Origin of the sequence: Pseudomonas syringae group sp. J254-4 (assembly GCF_032586855.1) — a bacterium.
GTDB classification, from domain to species: Bacteria; Pseudomonadota; Gammaproteobacteria; order Pseudomonadales; family Pseudomonadaceae; genus Aquipseudomonas; species Aquipseudomonas amygdali.
In genome coordinates, this window is sequence record NZ_JAWHOO010000007.1 from 1 (window position 1) to 16024 (window position 16024).

Consider the following 16024-nt stretch of genomic DNA (forward strand, 5'->3'; position numbering starts at 1 on the left):
CTTCCTCTTCACACAGTCTCTGGACGAAATGCAGATCCGACTCGTTGTACTGCACGCAGTATTCCCGTTTGGCGTATGTGGTGCCGAGTTTGAAGCGGTAGTCATTGGTCAGCAGGTGATGTTCTTTCAGTACCTGCGCAATGATCTGCCGCACGGTGCGATTCTGGAAAATACGCTGATTGGTGCGATGCCTGAGCCGGGCCAGATGCGGGCGCAGGGTGATCGAGTAGTGCGTGAGGCGTGTGCCGGAGTCGCCTTGGGATACCTGATCAATCAAGCCATGAATGCCGCCAGTATCTGGCGCGAACTGCAGAAATGCAGGACGATTCAGCAGGTCTTCAAGGTCGAGCGACATGCGCTCGCTGACCAGCTCAAGCGTAAAGCAGAAGGGCTTGTTGATGGCCTCATGGCCGGTAAACGCGATTACCTGAAAACCATGATCAATGCCGTTGTGGCTATCGATGCTCAGGCTGAAACGAGGCTGACTGGCAGGTGCGAACATCCGAAACTCTCCGCGGTAACGGACGAATTCGCCCGCTGAATAGCGTGAGAGATAACAAGAAAGGTGCCAGATAATATTTTTATATATGAATCAGTAGGTTGGCGAAGTTTAGGATGGGTTTTAGGTGCGAGGAGCAAAAAAAGCAGCAAAGTCTGCGCATCATCTTGCGCGCTTTTTCGCGATGTTGCGCAGCGCCTCGAAACGTACGTGAAGCTTGCTCCTCAGCTATCCAGTGCGTCTGTTACACGGCATGACCAGGCAACTCCTTGCGCATCATCTCGCAAACCGCAACTCCGCCTTCTCCCCCAACAAAAAACTCTTATTCAACTCCGTGACTTCCCGAATGTAATCCCACAGCAACGTAATCCGCTTGAGCTTCCTCAAATCCTCGCGGCAGTACATCCAGAATTTTCAAGGAATTCAGGTTAACCCAATGAATACGGGGCTTAACCGATATGAACCTCTCTTCACCGCGATCTGCTGTCACAACCACTGTCACAAATCTGCTCGCTTTTCAGGGGCCGACCACAAGACTCGCTGTGCCATATCACTATCGGCGCAATGGTATTTACTACCTGCGTCTGCGGGCGACAGGCAGCATCGCCGAGTCCGCTTCTGTCTCCCTCAAGACCCGCAACAGAAGGGCCGCTCTGGATGCTTCTGATCAGCTATCGGGATTCATCAGGGCATTCCACCGTGAGAACCCAACGGCTCTGTGGTCTGAGCTTAAGGAGCATTTCTTGTCGGTCTCGGCGGAGGTACTTGGGCCTAAACGTTTAGGGGAGTCGTCGCATGCTTGGGGAGCGCTCCATGCAGATGGTGAGAGTGGTTCTTCAAACCTTGAGGCTTTCCCTTCCAGCCCGTTTCAACTGGTGGGCGGCGTCTCCTCGTCTCAGTTGATGAGAGTGCCTGCGATGACTTTTGAGGTCCTGTCCGGTCTCTACATAGCTGATCGGGCAGGGGAGCAGAAGGCCAATACGCTGAGTAGCACCAAGTTCACGCATGGCGTTCTCTGCTCTGCGTTAGGGTCGCTGGACTTGAGGACGCACTCGCGGGCAGACCTTATTTCCCTGAGGGACCAGCTTGCTACTACGCGCAAACCCTCAACGGTTAATCAGATGCTAATGAAGCTCTCGGCTGTCCTGAATTGGGCTGTTGCGAACGGCCACCTAGAAAAGGCTTTCGATAAGAAACTCAAGTTCACCAAGGGCCTGGAGTCGAACCGCAAGGCGCTTAGTCAGGAGCAGGTAGGTAAGCTGATGCAGTACGCTAACAATCTGCCTGAAACGTCATGGAAGCGCTGGCTGCTGAGTCTAGGCATCATCACTGGCGGGCGTCTTAACGAAATATCCCAGTTAACCACGGGAGACATTCATGTCCTTGCGTCTGGGATTTCAGCAATTCACATCAATGAGGCTGGTGAAGGAAAGTCCATCAAAAATAAACGTAGCGAGCGGATGGTGCCTTTAACGGATGGTGCTTATGGATTCGACCTTGCAGCTTTCCTGAGGTATGTCGAAGCGTGCAAGCTCAGTGGGTCGGAGTCATTGGCGCAAATCGGTTACAGACCGGCAGGCGAGTGGGCTAATCAACAGGCTATCCCAGCGGCCCTTGGAGATACCTACGAGCGTGGCTTGGTGTTTCACTCGTTGCGGCACTCTCTGGCTTCCCTGATGCAGGCTAGAGGAGTTCCAACAACTTATGCTCAAGCGGTGATGGGGCATGCATCCGGGACGATTACTTTTGATACTTACGGGGCGGGTGTTCCTGTCGAAGTGCTAGCCGAAACGCTCAATGGAATTTTATGTTCGATCCGAAGTTGAGTGCTCGCGGGGCTGAATCGGACGGGCAACAAGGATACTACCAAACCGATGTTGTTCGTTATGCCAAGTAAGCGCCTTCATGCCCATGGATCGTATGCCGCGTATAGCGTTTCGTAAACTTCCCAGAGGTGTGTTCCAGCAGCATTAGTCTCGGGCGTTCTTATGCCTGCCTTATCGCAAGCGAAGCAACTGATTAGAATACCTGCGCATGCGCTGAGGACTGCCCTCTGTGTGTAATCCAATATTGGTCGAAATTGAACATGTGATTGACCGCTGGGCAGCTCAACAAGGTACGGCTCTGTTGCAGAAAGAGATGGATGCGCAGCATGGTGAGATAAATGTCGATAGAGGCCGTCATATATGGCTAATGCTTTCCCCTTGGTAGCAAGACTTTGGAAGTTGATTTCGGTGGAGCCTGCTTTCTCAGCAACAAAATCCCTAAGCTTCTTCTCGAACGGGGCCGCATTCTCATAAATATTAACTTTGCCCAGAATGGCGTTAGCGTGCTTCCTTCTTGAAGCGTAGTCATGAGTTATCAACTCTTCCGCAGTCACAGCCTCTTCCGCAAGCGCGTTCAAAACGAAGAATGTTTCTAATAAACCCCGGGCGATCCCTAACGCTTCAATTGTCATTCCTCCCTCTGCTAAGCATACTGCTGCTTGGAAGTTTGATGTGCAGCGCGCAAAATACAGGCTAATAACTAACTTGGTTTTTCCTCTGGACTTGGGTAGTAGGGTCGTGATTTCAACAGCGAGTTTTGAGCATGACTCTGCAAACATGAAAAGTTTATCATGCCTTTGAAGTTGCGCTTCCCTTATAGATATGCCACTTGATCCCCTGAAGCCTTCAGTGTCAAAACCCACATTGTCCTCCTGTTAACTTAGCTCAAAAATATCGACGCCTATTGGCACCCTGCTGGATAAGCAAGGGCCGAGAATGGCTAGCGCCCGCGATGGCCGTTGGACTCGATATCCCCCGCTGGACTGCCAGCCGCCTACTCTGCGCAGCTTCAACCTAGAGTAACGGTCTGACCTCTATGCCCCTAGCGCGACGGCTCTAAAAGCCCAGGAATATTGAGTTAAAGCGCGATCTACATTGAATTTAGCGGACATATGCCCCTGCCACCCGCTTAGATTCGTCGTAGAAACTCGTCGCAGCGGATCATCTGCCACACACATACCCGAATCGAAAATGGTTTGCACCCGTCAGGCATATCTCGCTCGCTCGGGCAGCCCTAGTTCCCCCGTGGGGGGGGGCAGCGTGTGGCTGTGTGTGCAGCTGGGGCATAGACACCTCTCTTTTCGGGGGGGGCAGGCCGGGGCTGTCGTCGTCTGTCGCTGGAAAAGCTCATGCCGCCCACACCAATGCCGGAGCAGGGCCTCTCACAATACATGCGTCGTCTCAGGGCTTGAGGGCTGTGCTGTCGTGGCGGGCTGCGCTGGGTCTGCCGGTCGATGCGTCGAGTTGGGGGCCAGTGCCGAGGCGCTCGCTCTATCGTTGGCTGTGCGTGCGCTGGTCGGCTAGTGTCAGGGGTTGGGCGCTGGCCGGTCGCGGTTGTCGATGCCTCGTTGATCAAGTGCCGGTCTGGCTATTGGTGGCGGCGGTGCTGGCCGTAAGGTTGGTGCCTATCGGTCTGGCTTGCAGGTGGTGACATCAAACGATCAATTGTAGTCACCTTTAAAACGGGTCATAAGGTGGTGACATCTAAATAGGGTTTGACACTTGTTGGCACCACTTGTATTGTTGTCACCATTACATGGCACCAAATGCCAGCTTGCAGACCAGAGGCGACACCATGACCGCACGTACATACGCCTATTGCCGGGTATCCACCACCGAGCAGATCACAGAGAACCAAATGCACGCTATCAAGGAGCGCGGATACGTCATTCCTGCGAACCGGGTACACAGTGAGACGATAAGCGGCTCAGTACCAGCCTCCGAACGTCCTGTATTTGCAAGGTTGGTAGACCGTTTGGAGAGTGGAGACACGCTTGTGGTGCTGAAACTTGACCGCCTTGGTCGTGACAGCATCGACGTGCAGGCCACCATCGATAAGTTGATGGCTTTAGGTATCCGGGTTATCTCGCTCGACCTGCCAGCCTCAGATCTGACCAGCGTAGAGGGTAGGTTCATCATGCAGGTAATGGCGGCGCTGGCTGAGATGGAACGTGGCCGTATCCGTGAGCGTACCAGCGAGGGGCTAGCCCGTGCCAAAGCTGCCGGTGTGAAGCTGGGTCGTCCTGTAGCTGATGACGTCACGTCTCAGGTGCGCGAGCTGCGTGCCAAGGGTATGAGTCAATCTGAGGTTGCCGAAGCTTTGGGGCTGTCCCTGCGCACCGTGAAGCGCCATTGCGCCAAGGAGTCCGCCTGAGTTGTAAAGCGGGCTGAAGTTTGAGGCCCAGACACTCGGGCTTGCGACCACATGTATCACTGGGTATTCCAGTTGGAAGCCGCCTAGCGGGTTATGTCTTGCTCAATCATATGTTGGCCGTGGAGGGCCACCAGAGCGCGCAGACGCTACGTTCATTCACGGGGCAGGCTAGTCGATCACCTGCCATCACGGTTGCGGGAGCCCATCTGACAGCGGCTGTCCTACTGGTCGAGGGCGGAGGTTCAGGGCAAGCGCCGGGATGGTTATGCGATATGCGCTGTTAAAACTTCGGGCAGTTAGCTTTCTGCTCCGATTGGGGCTGTCACATAAAACCCCAGGACTGTGTGAGGGGGGGGCGGGTAAACGTGCCTCAGGCGCGCTCTCAGTGCCTCACGGCTTCAAAGCGAGTCTAGGCTTTGAATTGCATTATAGGACCGCCAGTAGCTTAAATTGGCTGAGTCTCACAGTGTTAGACACTTGAAACCCACAGTTTTTTGAATTCCAGAGCGGCCAGCGGCAAACGTGACTGGATCGGGCATTCTGGTCATAAAGTCTCACAGTGATTTAGTGTGAGACTGCTGTGCAAATAATAAACAAAACCGCTGGAGGCCTCGTAATCCGTGGTCTGTAGCCCGATGCCTATTTAAGTTGCAGTACAGGAGAATCCCCAGTAGCAACAGTAGTGTAGTAGTTAAGGTAGCTACTGTAGCTACAGTATTATCAAAGTAGTCATAGTTGTATTTCTCCCTTCTTCTCCTTATGGAGAAAGGGAGATTAACTATCTGCTATAGGGTATCCGGTCCAGTAACGCCCCAGAACGCCCGTAGGCAGCTATGACGCAGAATGCCGAGCCGAACACTGCCAAGCGCTTTAAGCGCGAAAAGGGAGCCTCAGAGGGCTTCTGGTTTTGATTATGTCTCACACTGTTAGACTCTAGATTGATCGCAGGGTGGCGGGCGCGCTCCGACCGGCAGCCATTTAAGTTGCAGTAGAGGAACAGCACTCGACGTGGGATCGATACCGATAGGGAATTGCTATGATGCTATTTTATTGCATTGCTTTTCCCTATTGGTTCATCGGTCTCAGGCCAAGTAGCAAAGTAGTAATCAGTAGAAGCAGTAGCAACAGTAGAAAACTCCTACTTCTTTGGAACAAAGAATAGAGCAACCAGAAGCCCCCAAGTAGCAACCAGTAGCGCCCATTAGCTTTGGGTTGCGTACATGACAGTCGCACGGAGATTTAACCCACCCACATAGAGAGGTACAGACCAATGTCTACACCCATTACAGGCGATGCGTCGTCTCAAGTTAAAGCCCAGCAGCAAGTTGGCGTCACTTTGCACAACATGCCGAAGGTTGATTTCACAGCCATTACCGATGCCAGCCACCCTATCAATCAGAGCAATCTCTCTGGTAAGCGCTTGGGTAGCATGGTACTTGCAGTGGACTCGGAACAGGTAGAGAGCGGCAGTGGCCGTATCAGCCTGCTAGTTGCTCATGGCAGTAACCCAGAGGATGGATGGTCCGCATTGTTCGCCAGTCGGATCGGCAATGCTCAATGGACCCCGGCTTATCCTGATGGAGAGGTAGAAGCATGATACGGAATATCCAAAGTGTATCTACCTCAATCACTGACCTCGCAAGCAAGCCTACTCCACGCCTTCCCGGTACGCCGATGGGGGCCACAGGTATTTCATTCACTCCTGAGCCTATTAATGGCAACTCCGGCACTGTTCTAACTCCAGCACAAAAGCTGATGGAACAGACGATGCTAAAGGGTCGGTCATCCGGTTTCTGATTAAGTTGCAGTACAGATAGCGACCCTGGGATCAGGGCATACAAGCTGGGGCATTCCCTGCTCATTAGTAACGGTCTGGTCCCCTCTCTCCTATGAGTGGCCGAGTGTCCCACCTTGTATGCCCTGCATCACCTAGATGCCCCCCAATACTTCAAACCAAACCAAACCAAACCAAACCAAACCAAACCAAATCGAGAGGTCTACTATGACTATCGCACTGCCCATTAAACTACCCGACGCACAGGGTAACTTACACACATTCCTATCAAATGAGGAAGGGCTATATAATCTCACTGACATCTGGCGAGAGTTGAGCCTTCCTGACCGCAAAGCACCTAGCCAGTGGAACAACGAGGCTAAGCGCGAATTAACTAGCTCGGGAAATTTCCAGAGCATAAATGGTAGGGGTGGGCAAACGCTTGCAACTGAGAAAGCATGCATCGCATATTCAATGTGGGTGTCTTTCCCCTTCTATTCACTAGTCGTCGACACCTTCATAGTCGTGCGTAATGACGAGAAGTTGGCAGCGGCCACCTATCGTAGGTTAGCCGAGGAACATCAAGACATGTTCGCGGCCAATGCCCGGAAGGTTAAAGCGTACTCCCGGCTTGATCGTACCCTGTTGCACTGGCGTCATAGCTGCTACTTGGCGGACATCCATAGCCCCGATCTTGCGTACAAGTATGTAGTTCAGAACTATCTGTTCTGGTGTGCCCGTCATCAAGGCAAGTTGACCCGATATTCTCTTACTGACGCTGGCAGAGATGCTGGGTTCTACGTGGTGAGTGGTGGGAATTTCAGCGATGGCCTCCGTGTTACATCGAAGGGCCGTTGCTGGCTCATGGATCACGCGGATGAAATTAACGAGGCTACCCGAGCATGAGAATTCTACGCATCGGATACAACCCGTCATTCAACTATGGCGGCGAGCTGGGCAATGCTGATGAGGGAGATACCGTTAATGGCCGTCAACCTTATGCTGCACCTGTCAGCCTGCAATCGAACTTCAGTGAAGGCCGTGGCGTTCAACTTGTCGCCAAGAAGGTCGCGTAAGTAACTGAATATCTAGCACTGCACTTGCGCTGCTGGCGTTCAACCGTACATGAAAGTCGCAACCCTATACCTACCCAAACCCAAACCCAAACCCAATCCCATTACCGTTAAAGAGAGAGGTTCCAATGACCACAACTACTTCCCGTATCATCAATGAAATGCGAGTTCACGATGCACCTACCCTGCTGGCCAAATTCGGAGCAGAAAAGGCAAAGGCCCGCATTGCTGCTGTTGGTGTTCATGAAACAATGAAAGAAGTAACAGCACAGTTTGACCAGTACCGTCCGTTCCTCATTCCAGGTCGCGAACAGCATGACCAGAAGTTGAAGGCGATGGGCTGCGTACAATCCGATGTTACAAAGTCCCTTCGCAACTTTGAAGCCACCGGGCGTCTGCTGGGTGAACTCCCATCTGGCCTGCCAGTGCCAGAACAGTACAGCAACTTGTTCACATGGCTAATGGACTTGAAACGCGAGATTTCCGCTCAAGCTCCCGATAATGAACTGTTCAAGAACCCTACCGGTCTGGTCGGCTACGACTTCCCGAAATGGCGTGAGTACATCAGCCAGTACAGTGCCGACCTGTTGCCCCTGATCGATGCCATGTCAGGGCGTATCAAGACAGACTATCCGTACTACGACCACCTGCAAGCACTGGGCGAAGTCGCTCATGAACTTGTGATCAACTCCAAGGGACGTAGCGACCATCTGGCTACCAAGCTGCTGGAGCTGCTGCCTACCATCTGCCGACCTTTCACGCAGGCTGGCCGTGAGGCTTTCGAGCTGCTGCAAGTTGCGCTGCTGTCTGAGGTCGATGCCGATGCATTGGTTAAGGCTGGCTGGACCCCACAGCACTCCGAGGTCATCGAGGTGGCTTGTCTGCGTTCCGGTCTTCATATCAAGGCCAAAGGTCCACGGGTTGAGGTAGTCCGTATCTCTGCCTATGAGCTGAACTACACGCGCCTAAGTCAAGCCATGCAGCGCAAGTACAAGGCAGCTCAAGAGGCACACAAGCTGGAACGCGAGGCTGAGGTAATTGCTGGCCGGAAGCAACAATTGATTGATCAAGCCGACCGTAAGGACGCACTGATCCTCAAGCTGCGAGCTGGCGATATCACCACCGAGGAACTGCGCGAACTGGAAGCCCTGTAAGACCGTGGCAAGTATCTGGGAGAACAAGTGACACAAGGTGCAGAGGCGCAAGAGGTGCAAGAGGTGCAAGAGGCAAGCAGGGACGATGGGCTGTGGGAGTGGACATGCGCAGCCTGTAACAACTGAGTCGATCCATCCACTATCCGAGAGGGGACAGGTATGAGCCCGCCCCGCCTAGCACTGCACTGGATGCAGGCAGGTCGAACCTCAAAGAAAGTTGCAGCACGTCAACTCCCCGTTCCGGGCGACATCTGTCTTTTGCGAACTCCCTACCTACTAATCCCACTCCGAGTAGGAATATCACCGTCTAAATCTGCTGGCCATAAGGGACTCACAAAGAAGGGTGACACCCGTATGGAATTCATTTCCGTGATTGATTGGCTAGTGTCCGTTTAGCGTCCGGTAATTTTAATTTCCCCTATAACATCTTGTGGTGTTATCAGCGGAACCTCGGGTTTTATCGGAGAGGTTTTAGAGACGGAACTCGCCAATGCGCCAAGTTGCTGCATGGTTATATGCGCGTATTCCAGTGAGTCCCGAGTCGAGGAAATGTCCTCAAGAACGTTTTTGAATCGTGCAAATGTCAATTCCGGATCTTCAAAGTAGCGACCAGATACCCGCTCTTTCGTTAAAGCTGCCGGATCGCTTGGCAGAGGTAACTTAATAGCTGGCAATAGCTCTCGTTGACTTAACTCAATCGTGCGTGTGACCGCAAACAGCGTTTTCCCTGCGTTTGCCAATGGGGCTACGTGGACAACCAGATCTCTATAAGCCCCAAGTTCGAACAGCCATTGGCCGTGTTTCGCGGATGCATTGAGCTCTCTACCAGCCGCATCCTTTGGCGCTTCAGATTTCCATTTCTTCAGGAGCCCGCTCAGTGTGGTTATTTTTTTGGCATCCGGAACGGAGCTTCTGATCATTACTTCTGAATAAAATTCAGATAGGTAATCTCGCAGTACGCAGGCGTCTACTAAAAAAGATTGTAGGGCTAAATAACATAAAGATGTGTAGCCATCGAGGAAACGTTCATCAGCCGTAAATGGTTTTGACCGAAGCCGTCCATTTAATTGTTCTGCATATGCTTCCGATAGCTGGCGGAGACGCCACTCACATGCTCTGAGTTGATGAGATATTCGAGACGCCAAATCGTAAAGTAAGCCGTTCTTTTGCTTGAAAGCGCCGTGGGCGATAAATGACCACTCGTGACCTTGATCCGCACATAACCAAGTAGGGCTAGCTGCAATGTTCTTAGATCGCCATTCAGGCGGACTAAAGCCCTTAGATGCTTCTGCTGTCGTGTAAAAGTCACAGCCGATCACATTCAATCCTAATCTTTTTGTGTCGGAGTAAAGACTTTCAAAGCTTTTCAGTGTGATCTGAATACCTCGGTTGCTAACTGTATTAGGACGTACCGTTGCCTTAGGGTCCATCCCGTTAAGCAGTCTTCCTCCCCCATGCAAATGAAGTTCGCGTAGTACGGTATGCCATTCCATTTACTTAGACCTTGTGATAGTGCAGGTGAAGTTGGGGGGTAAAGCAGTATCGGGGTAATAAGCTTTGAGGTGAAAAGTGTAGTTGCGCATCTGAGTCTGTGCTCTCTTGGTATGCTAATTTACCTTTGTCAATAACCACTAATTTACGATATTTGCATTAATTCCTAAAAGCTTGGCGACCTCTTCCCTCCGCTTATTACTGAACTGCCACACCCGTCCAATGGACGCGACTGTTACAAACTGGCCATGCAGACTAGTAGGCCATTTGTATTCTGGATCATGTAGTCCACCAACATAAAATGATTTGTCAGTACACCGGTTTAAAGTATGGTGTGTGTTTTTGGTGTCGGCGATTGGCACTTGCTGCTTTTTAGCCTTGCGAAGAACCACATCTTCTTCGCGTATAAGTCTGTTAACTTCTTTTGTCGCTACGGTAGGTGCTGTATTGATATTGTCCATGACGATAGTTAAGTGTCGAATCAGCTTCATCGAAAGGTCAGACCCTCCATCAAAATCTTCTTGTACTCCACCGCCTCTAATTTCTTTTTTGAACTCGCACAGGCGTGACCATTGGTTAGGGTCATGATCTTGAGGTAGCGCGCTTTTTGAGAAATAAATTAATGTAGGACGTTTCTCTTTTATGAAGTATTTTATTTCCTCTACCGTGCCTGATTTTTCTACGCCCGTATCACTTCCAAGTCTGGACCAGAAGAGGGAAACAATAATGTCGCAGTCCTTAACAATAAGGTTGTTAAGTATTCCTTGAGGGCGATCCCCCTGAAGTGGAGCACTATCAAGTTCCCACATAACAGGAAGCAAAATCTTTTCAGTCTTGACGCTATTCATAGAGTTCCAAGTATGAATGGCAGTCTCAATCACCTTTCTCTCAGCACTTACGTCCGAAGGGGATCCGATTAAAACACGGTAGGCGGTCACAGATACTGGCATAAAATACCCCTGTAGATAAGTAGGTGAGTAGCTGTGTATTATCTAAAGTTGTTAAGAAGAGTCCTTGATGATAGTGGTGCTCTGTCGATCTGTCCTGATTCTAGTATTCTGACGATGGAATGGGTTTCATTCCCGTCTACACGTCCGTAAAATAGATAGTATCGATCTCTCTCAAAAGTTTGCCAGTTACGACTTTCGAAGATATCAAGTTCGCAGTGTCCGCTGAGCTCGTGCTGGGGAGATTTGAAATTAAAGAAAACTCGGTTGTACTTGCCTTTTGCAATAGAGGTAGGCTGGCCAAAGAACAAGAAGCTTTTTCCAAGATACCGTTTTATATCTTGCTGGGCTTTCTCTATAGGGACGATTAAATCGCGCAGTAAGACTGCTTCCTCTCCTTCAAACTGAATAGCGATATCAAGGCTTATTTGAGCCAAACGCACAAGCCTACGTACGGTGCGAAAGTGCCCCGGATTTAGCAAATTCCCATCAGCATCGTAGAAGTTCTCAAACCCGCGACCATTTACCGATGAGCCGCCCCGTACTTCCTTCCTTTTATGTGGGTTCTGATCCTGATCTTCATCATCATCGTCCTCATCTGCCTCGTTCTCCGTCAAGCTCTTCCAGCCTGCGAACGTTACGAGGTTGATAGCTCTTTTCTCTTTGCCCCCCTCATCATCCCCACCGCCCGCACCACCCTTTCTCCTGTGTGGACATTCCACCTTATCGAAGCCGGGCATATGAAAGTAGAACGCCGGAACGCCATCTTTCCGCGTTGGGTTCTTGCGGGGTCGCCTACTGCACATGACCCCACACTCGGGACAATAGATCAGACCGTGATGCTCATCATCGGCGTAAGACTCTGGAAGCAATCGGGGAGCATCAACAAGGGTAGCTGGTGCGACCGATGATGGTTGAGGCTCAAGGACAAGAAACGCAACTTTGGGGATTGAGATCTGTGCCATACATTCCTTTGTTTCAATTGACGATTAGTCGACGAAAATGGATCCTATCTTCAACGGATAGTAGCAAGGCGCCATCCAGTCACGCTACCTGCATCTACAAGAGATCGAGACCTATGAAGAGCGGATTCATTTAGCCCAGTCATAGCGCTCAGATGCTGGGCCGTTTGTTCGGTTTCTACAGGTACCCCTCCTTGTCACAAGTCCTGTACCAACCACTGTCACAAATCGTTGGTCAACGCCCTGCTATCCCCGCTACTATAAGGCCACCTGATCCCTCGAAAATCTGTCACTGAAGGAAGCGAATAGCGCGGTTTTCCCCCAACAGAAACCCCTTATTCAACTCCGTCACCTCCCGAATGTAATCCCACAGCAACGTGATCCGCTTCAACTTGCGCAGGTCCTCCCGGCAGTACATCCAGAATTGCCGAGTAATGTTCACTTCTTCTGCCAGTACCGGCAGCAGCCTCGGGTCTTGGGCGGCCAGAAAGCATGGCAGGATCGCCAGTGCGCGGCCTTGTAGTGCGGCGGTGTATTGGGCGATGACGCTGGTGCTGCGCAGTTGTGCCTGGGCGTTGGGCAGCAGGTTGCTCAGGTACAGCAGCTCGGAGCTGAACGCCAGATCGTCGACGTAGCTGATGAAGACGTGCTCGCTCAGATCGGCTTTTTGCTCGATGGCTGGGTGGTTGTCCAGATACGTCTGGGTCGCGTACAGGCGCAGGCTGTAATCGCAGAGTTTGCAACACACATAGGGGCCGTGTTCCGGGCGCTCCAGGGCGATGACGATGTCTGCCTCGCGTTTTGAGAGGCTGATGAAGTGCGGCAGCGGCAGGATATCCAGCGAAATGCTCGGGTAGCTGTCGAGAAAGTGGCTCAGTTGCGGGGTGATGAAAAAGCTGCCGAAGCCTTCGGTGCAGCCCATGCGGATATGCCCGGATAACGCGACGCTGGACCCGGAAACCTGTTCGCAGGCCATGTGCAGTGTGCTTTCGATGGACTCGGCGTAGCCCAGCAGACGCTGGCCTTCGGCGGTCATGATGAAGCCGTTGTTGCGCGACTTTTCGAACAGCAGTGTGCCGAGCGAGGTTTCCAGCGAGTTGATGCGTCGCGACACGGTGGTGTAGTCAACGGCCAGGCGCCGGGCTGCGCTGCTGACTTTGCGGGTGCGTGCCACTTCGAGGAAAAACTTCAGGTCATCCCAGTTCAACAGCCCCAGGGAGGTGATGTTTTTTTGCATGTTGACCCTGCTTTTATCTGCATTCTTGTTAGAAGTTTGCACATCTATACTCCAAAGCACGCCCCCTGACCAATTCAAAAACAAGACTGCCGGGAGACCACGGCGATCCATCTGCACATGCGCTGGATGCGTGGTTTGCTGGAGGGAGAACCGCTGAAATGAACGCCTCGTTGAACGACACCACAACCACCGTTGCTCGCGTAAAACTGCTGATCAACGGCGAGTGGACTGACTCGCAAAGCAGTGAATGGCAAGACATCGTCAACCCGGCCACTCAGGAAGTCCTCGCCCGGGTGCCATTTGTCACGGCCAGTGAAGTGGACGCTGCTGTCGCTGCGGCCCATGCGGCCTATCGCACCTGGCGCGAAACGCCTGTCGGTGCGCGTATGCGCATCATGCTCAAATTGCAGGCGCTGATCCGCGAACACTCCAAACGCATTGCGGCGGTATTGAGTGCCGAGCAAGGCAAGACCCTGGCGGATGCCGAGGGCGATATTTTTCGCGGCCTTGAGGTGGTCGAGCACGCGTGTTCGATCGGCACGCTGCAAATGGGCGAGTTTGCCGAGAACGTCGCCAGTGGCGTTGACACCTATACCCTGCGCCAGCCGATCGGTGTGTGCGCCGGGATCACGCCGTTCAACTTCCCGGCGATGATTCCGCTGTGGATGTTTCCGATGGCGATTGCCTGTGGCAATACCTTTGTCCTCAAACCCTCTGAACAGGACCCGCTGTCGACGCTGTTGCTGGTTGAACTGGCGATTGAGGCGGGAGTGCCGGCCGGCGTGCTGAATGTGGTGCATGGCGGCAAGGAGGTGGTGGACGCGATCTGCACGCACAAGGACATCAAGGCTGTTTCCTTTGTCGGTTCGACCGCTGTCGGCACGCATGTCTACGATCTGGCCGGTCGGCACGGCAAGCGTGTGCAGGCGATGATGGGCGCGAAAAATCACGCGGTCGTGCTGCCTGATGCCAACCGTGAGCAAACGCTGAACGCGCTGGTGGGCGCGGGTTTCGGTGCCGCGGGCCAGCGTTGCATGGCGACCTCCGTGGTGGTGCTGGTCGGTGCGTCGAAACAGTGGCTGCCGGACCTCAAGGCGCGGGCGCAGACACTCAAGGTCAATGCCGGTCAGGAGCCGGGCACGGACATCGGCCCGGTGATTTCACGACGGGCCAAACAACGCATTCTGGACCTCATCGAGAGCGGTGTGCGTGAAGGCGCGACGCTGGAACTGGACGGTCGCGAGGTTTCGGTGCCGGGTTACGAGGGCGGCAATTTCATAGGGCCGACGCTGTTCTCGGGTGTCACCACCGACATGCAGATCTACACCCAGGAAATTTTCGGACCGGTGCTGGTTGTGCTGGAGGTCGATACCCTCGATGAGGCTATCGCGCTGGTCAACGCCAACCCGTTCGGCAACGGCACTGGCTTGTTCACCCAGAGCGGCGCGGCGGCGCGCAAGTTTCAAAGCGAGATCGATGTCGGGCAGGTCGGGATCAATATTCCGATTCCGGTACCGGTGCCGTTTTTCAGCTTCACCGGCTCGCGAGGTTCCAAACTGGGTGACCTGGGACCGTATGGCAAACAGGTGGTGCAGTTCTACACTCAGACCAAGACCGTTACCAGCCGCTGGTTCGATGACGACAGCGTGAACGACGGCGTGAATACCACGATCAATTTGCGTTGAGCACAGCCTCTCAGCCAGACCAGGAGAACAATAATGAACATCGCATTTATCGGTCTGGGCAACATGGGCGCGCCCATGGCCCGCAACCTGATCAAGGCCGGACACAGCTTGCAGGTATTCGACCTCAACAAGAGCGTACTGGCTGAGTTCGCCGAGCTGGGCGCACAGGTCAGTGACTCACCCCGGCAGGCCGCCGAAGGCAGTGAGCTGGTCATCACCATGCTGCCCGCAGCGGCGCATGTGCGTAGCGTGTACCTGAACGACGACGGGGTGTTGAAAGGCATTTCGCCCGGCGTTCCGGCGGTTGATTGCAGCACCATCGACCCGCAGACCATCCGCGACATCGCCGCTGTCGCTGCACAGCAAGGCGTGGTGTTGGGCGACGCGCCGGTGTCGGGCGGCACCGGTGGCGCGCAGGCCGGGACGTTGACCTTCATGGTCGGTGGTTCTGTCGAGCACTTTGCCGTGCTCAAACCGGTGCTGGAGCAGATGGGCCGCAACATCGTGCATTGTGGTGACGTGGGCACCGGCCAGATTGCCAAGATCTGCAACAACATGCTGCTGGCGATTTCCATGATCGGCGTGGCCGAGTCCATGGCGCTGGGCAATGCACTGGGTATCGATACCCAAGTGCTGGCCGGCATCATCAATACCTCGACCGGTCGTTGCTGGAGTTCTGAGGCCTACAACCCGTGGCCCGGCATTGTCGAAACGGCCCCCGCGTCGCGTGGCTACAGCGGCGGCTTTGGCGCCGAGTTGATGCTCAAGGACCTGGGCCTGGCAACCGAGGCTGCGCGCGCTGCGCATCAACCAGTGATTCTAGGCGCGGTTGCGCAGCAGCTTTATCAGGCCATGAGTCTGCGCGGTGATGGCAGCAAGGACTTCTCGGCGATCATTGAGGGGTATCGCCCGAAAGCCTAGCCGTCACCCGTGTCGGGAATCAGTGGGGCGTAGCTTTGTATCCGGTTTTTACATTAGGAAAACGTGGCAGAACCGGCTACT

At 53.3% G+C, this 16024-nt stretch carries 14 protein-coding genes and 1 pseudogene; 8 read left to right on the forward strand and 7 right to left on the reverse strand.

The genetic code is table 11. The annotated features are described in order from the left end of the window. Together vgrG and RYB09_RS10690 are read right to left on the reverse strand one after the other, a co-directional pair. The coding region (vgrG, locus tag RYB09_RS10685; protein ID WP_316888259.1) for a type VI secretion system tip protein VgrG at window positions 1-502 on the reverse strand (502 nt) is incomplete at its 3' end. Window positions 503-775: 273 nt separating this feature from the next. Next, window positions 776-913 (reverse strand): annotated as a pseudogene (locus RYB09_RS10690) (LysR family transcriptional regulator); the annotation flags it as partial. 44 nt (window positions 914-957) lie between these two features. Between RYB09_RS10690 and RYB09_RS10695 the strand changes: the two are divergent. Then, entirely contained in the window at window positions 958-2325 is a 1368-nt protein-coding gene (locus RYB09_RS10695; protein WP_316888261.1) for a tyrosine-type recombinase/integrase, read from the forward strand. A gap of 77 nt (window positions 2326-2402) precedes the next feature. Here the strand turns inward: RYB09_RS10695 and RYB09_RS10700 are convergent, their stop codons facing one another. Beyond that, window positions 2403-3188 (reverse strand): DUF5677 domain-containing protein, encoded by a 786-nt coding sequence (locus RYB09_RS10700; RefSeq protein WP_316888263.1) that lies wholly within the window; start codon window positions 3186-3188, stop codon window positions 2403-2405. 932 nt (window positions 3189-4120) lie between these two features. Here RYB09_RS10700 and RYB09_RS10705 point away from each other — a divergent pair. The 5 genes from RYB09_RS10705 to RYB09_RS10725 all read left to right on the forward strand — a co-directional run bounded on the left by RYB09_RS10705 (window position 4121) and on the right by RYB09_RS10725 (window position 8700). After that, window positions 4121-4699, forward strand: coding sequence for a recombinase family protein (locus RYB09_RS10705; RefSeq protein ID WP_096131299.1), 579 nt, complete (start codon window positions 4121-4123; stop codon window positions 4697-4699). Between the two features lie 1270 nt (window positions 4700-5969). Further along, the gene (locus RYB09_RS10710; protein WP_200380578.1) at window positions 5970-6296 is read left to right on the forward strand and encodes a hypothetical protein; all 327 of its coding nucleotides are present in this window, start codon (window positions 5970-5972) and stop codon (window positions 6294-6296) included. A 405-nt stretch (window positions 6297-6701) separates the two neighbouring features. After that, on the forward strand, window positions 6702-7379 hold the full coding sequence (locus RYB09_RS10715; RefSeq protein WP_316888270.1) for a hypothetical protein: 678 nt from the start codon (window positions 6702-6704) through the stop codon (window positions 7377-7379). Then, window positions 7376-7549: a hypothetical protein gene (locus RYB09_RS10720; RefSeq protein WP_316888271.1), complete on the forward strand. Its 174-nt coding sequence runs from the start codon at window positions 7376-7378 to the stop codon at window positions 7547-7549. The genes RYB09_RS10715 and RYB09_RS10720 overlap by 4 nt, the downstream gene beginning before the upstream one ends. A gap of 125 nt (window positions 7550-7674) precedes the next feature. Further along, window positions 7675-8700: a hypothetical protein gene (locus tag RYB09_RS10725; RefSeq protein ID WP_316888273.1), complete on the forward strand. Its 1026-nt coding sequence runs from the start codon at window positions 7675-7677 to the stop codon at window positions 8698-8700. A gap of 392 nt (window positions 8701-9092) precedes the next feature. Here RYB09_RS10725 and RYB09_RS10730 read toward each other — a convergent pair whose 3' ends face one another. The 4 genes from RYB09_RS10730 to RYB09_RS10745 all read right to left on the reverse strand — a co-directional run bounded on the left by RYB09_RS10730 (window position 9093) and on the right by RYB09_RS10745 (window position 13337). Beyond that, on the reverse strand, window positions 9093-10193 hold the full coding sequence (locus RYB09_RS10730; protein ID WP_164341894.1) for a hypothetical protein: 1101 nt from the start codon (window positions 10191-10193) through the stop codon (window positions 9093-9095). Between the two features lie 138 nt (window positions 10194-10331). Further along, window positions 10332-11141 (reverse strand): hypothetical protein, encoded by an 810-nt coding sequence (locus tag RYB09_RS10735; RefSeq protein ID WP_316888278.1) that lies wholly within the window; start codon window positions 11139-11141, stop codon window positions 10332-10334. 38 nt (window positions 11142-11179) lie between these two features. Further along, window positions 11180-12103 carry a hypothetical protein gene (locus RYB09_RS10740; RefSeq protein ID WP_316888280.1) on the reverse strand — a complete coding sequence of 308 codons (924 nt, stop codon included), beginning with the start codon at window positions 12101-12103 and terminating at the stop codon, window positions 11180-11182. A 286-nt stretch (window positions 12104-12389) separates the two neighbouring features. After that, entirely contained in the window at window positions 12390-13337 is a 948-nt protein-coding gene (locus RYB09_RS10745; RefSeq protein WP_316888282.1) for a LysR family transcriptional regulator, read from the reverse strand. A 158-nt stretch (window positions 13338-13495) separates the two neighbouring features. Between RYB09_RS10745 and RYB09_RS10750 the strand changes: the two genes are divergently transcribed. Both RYB09_RS10750 and mmsB read left to right on the forward strand, forming a co-directional pair. Then, window positions 13496-15022 carry a CoA-acylating methylmalonate-semialdehyde dehydrogenase gene (locus RYB09_RS10750; RefSeq protein WP_058400291.1) on the forward strand — a complete coding sequence of 509 codons (1527 nt, stop codon included), beginning with the start codon at window positions 13496-13498 and terminating at the stop codon, window positions 15020-15022. A gap of 33 nt (window positions 15023-15055) precedes the next feature. Next, on the forward strand, window positions 15056-15943 hold the full coding sequence (gene mmsB / locus RYB09_RS10755; protein ID WP_122281645.1) for a 3-hydroxyisobutyrate dehydrogenase: 888 nt from the start codon (window positions 15056-15058) through the stop codon (window positions 15941-15943). The last annotated feature ends 81 nt before the right edge of the window (window positions 15944-16024 follow it).

What these genes read in the sequence shown, in the direction of transcription:
- RYB09_RS10730 (WP_164341894.1), bottom strand. Translation starts at nt 10,193, where the DNA reads ATGGAATGGCATACCGTACTACGCGAACTTCATTTGCATGGGGGAGGA.
- RYB09_RS10745 (WP_316888282.1), bottom strand. Translation starts at nt 13,337, where the DNA reads ATGCAAAAAAACATCACCTCCCTGGGGCTGTTGAACTGGGATGACCTG.
- RYB09_RS10695 (WP_316888261.1), top strand. Translation starts at nt 958, where the DNA reads ATGAACCTCTCTTCACCGCGATCTGCTGTCACAACCACTGTCACAAAT.
- RYB09_RS10750 (WP_058400291.1), top strand. Translation starts at nt 13,496, where the DNA reads ATGAACGCCTCGTTGAACGACACCACAACCACCGTTGCTCGCGTAAAA.
- RYB09_RS10720 (WP_316888271.1), top strand. Translation starts at nt 7,376, where the DNA reads ATGAGAATTCTACGCATCGGATACAACCCGTCATTCAACTATGGCGGC.
- RYB09_RS10740 (WP_316888280.1), bottom strand. Translation starts at nt 12,103, where the DNA reads ATGGCACAGATCTCAATCCCCAAAGTTGCGTTTCTTGTCCTTGAGCCT.
- RYB09_RS10715 (WP_316888270.1), top strand. Translation starts at nt 6,702, where the DNA reads ATGACTATCGCACTGCCCATTAAACTACCCGACGCACAGGGTAACTTA.
- RYB09_RS10735 (WP_316888278.1), bottom strand. Translation starts at nt 11,141, where the DNA reads ATGCCAGTATCTGTGACCGCCTACCGTGTTTTAATCGGATCCCCTTCG.
- RYB09_RS10710 (WP_200380578.1), top strand. Translation starts at nt 5,970, where the DNA reads ATGTCTACACCCATTACAGGCGATGCGTCGTCTCAAGTTAAAGCCCAG.
- RYB09_RS10725 (WP_316888273.1), top strand. Translation starts at nt 7,675, where the DNA reads ATGACCACAACTACTTCCCGTATCATCAATGAAATGCGAGTTCACGAT.
- RYB09_RS10705 (WP_096131299.1), top strand. Translation starts at nt 4,121, where the DNA reads ATGACCGCACGTACATACGCCTATTGCCGGGTATCCACCACCGAGCAG.
- mmsB (WP_122281645.1), top strand. Translation starts at nt 15,056, where the DNA reads ATGAACATCGCATTTATCGGTCTGGGCAACATGGGCGCGCCCATGGCC.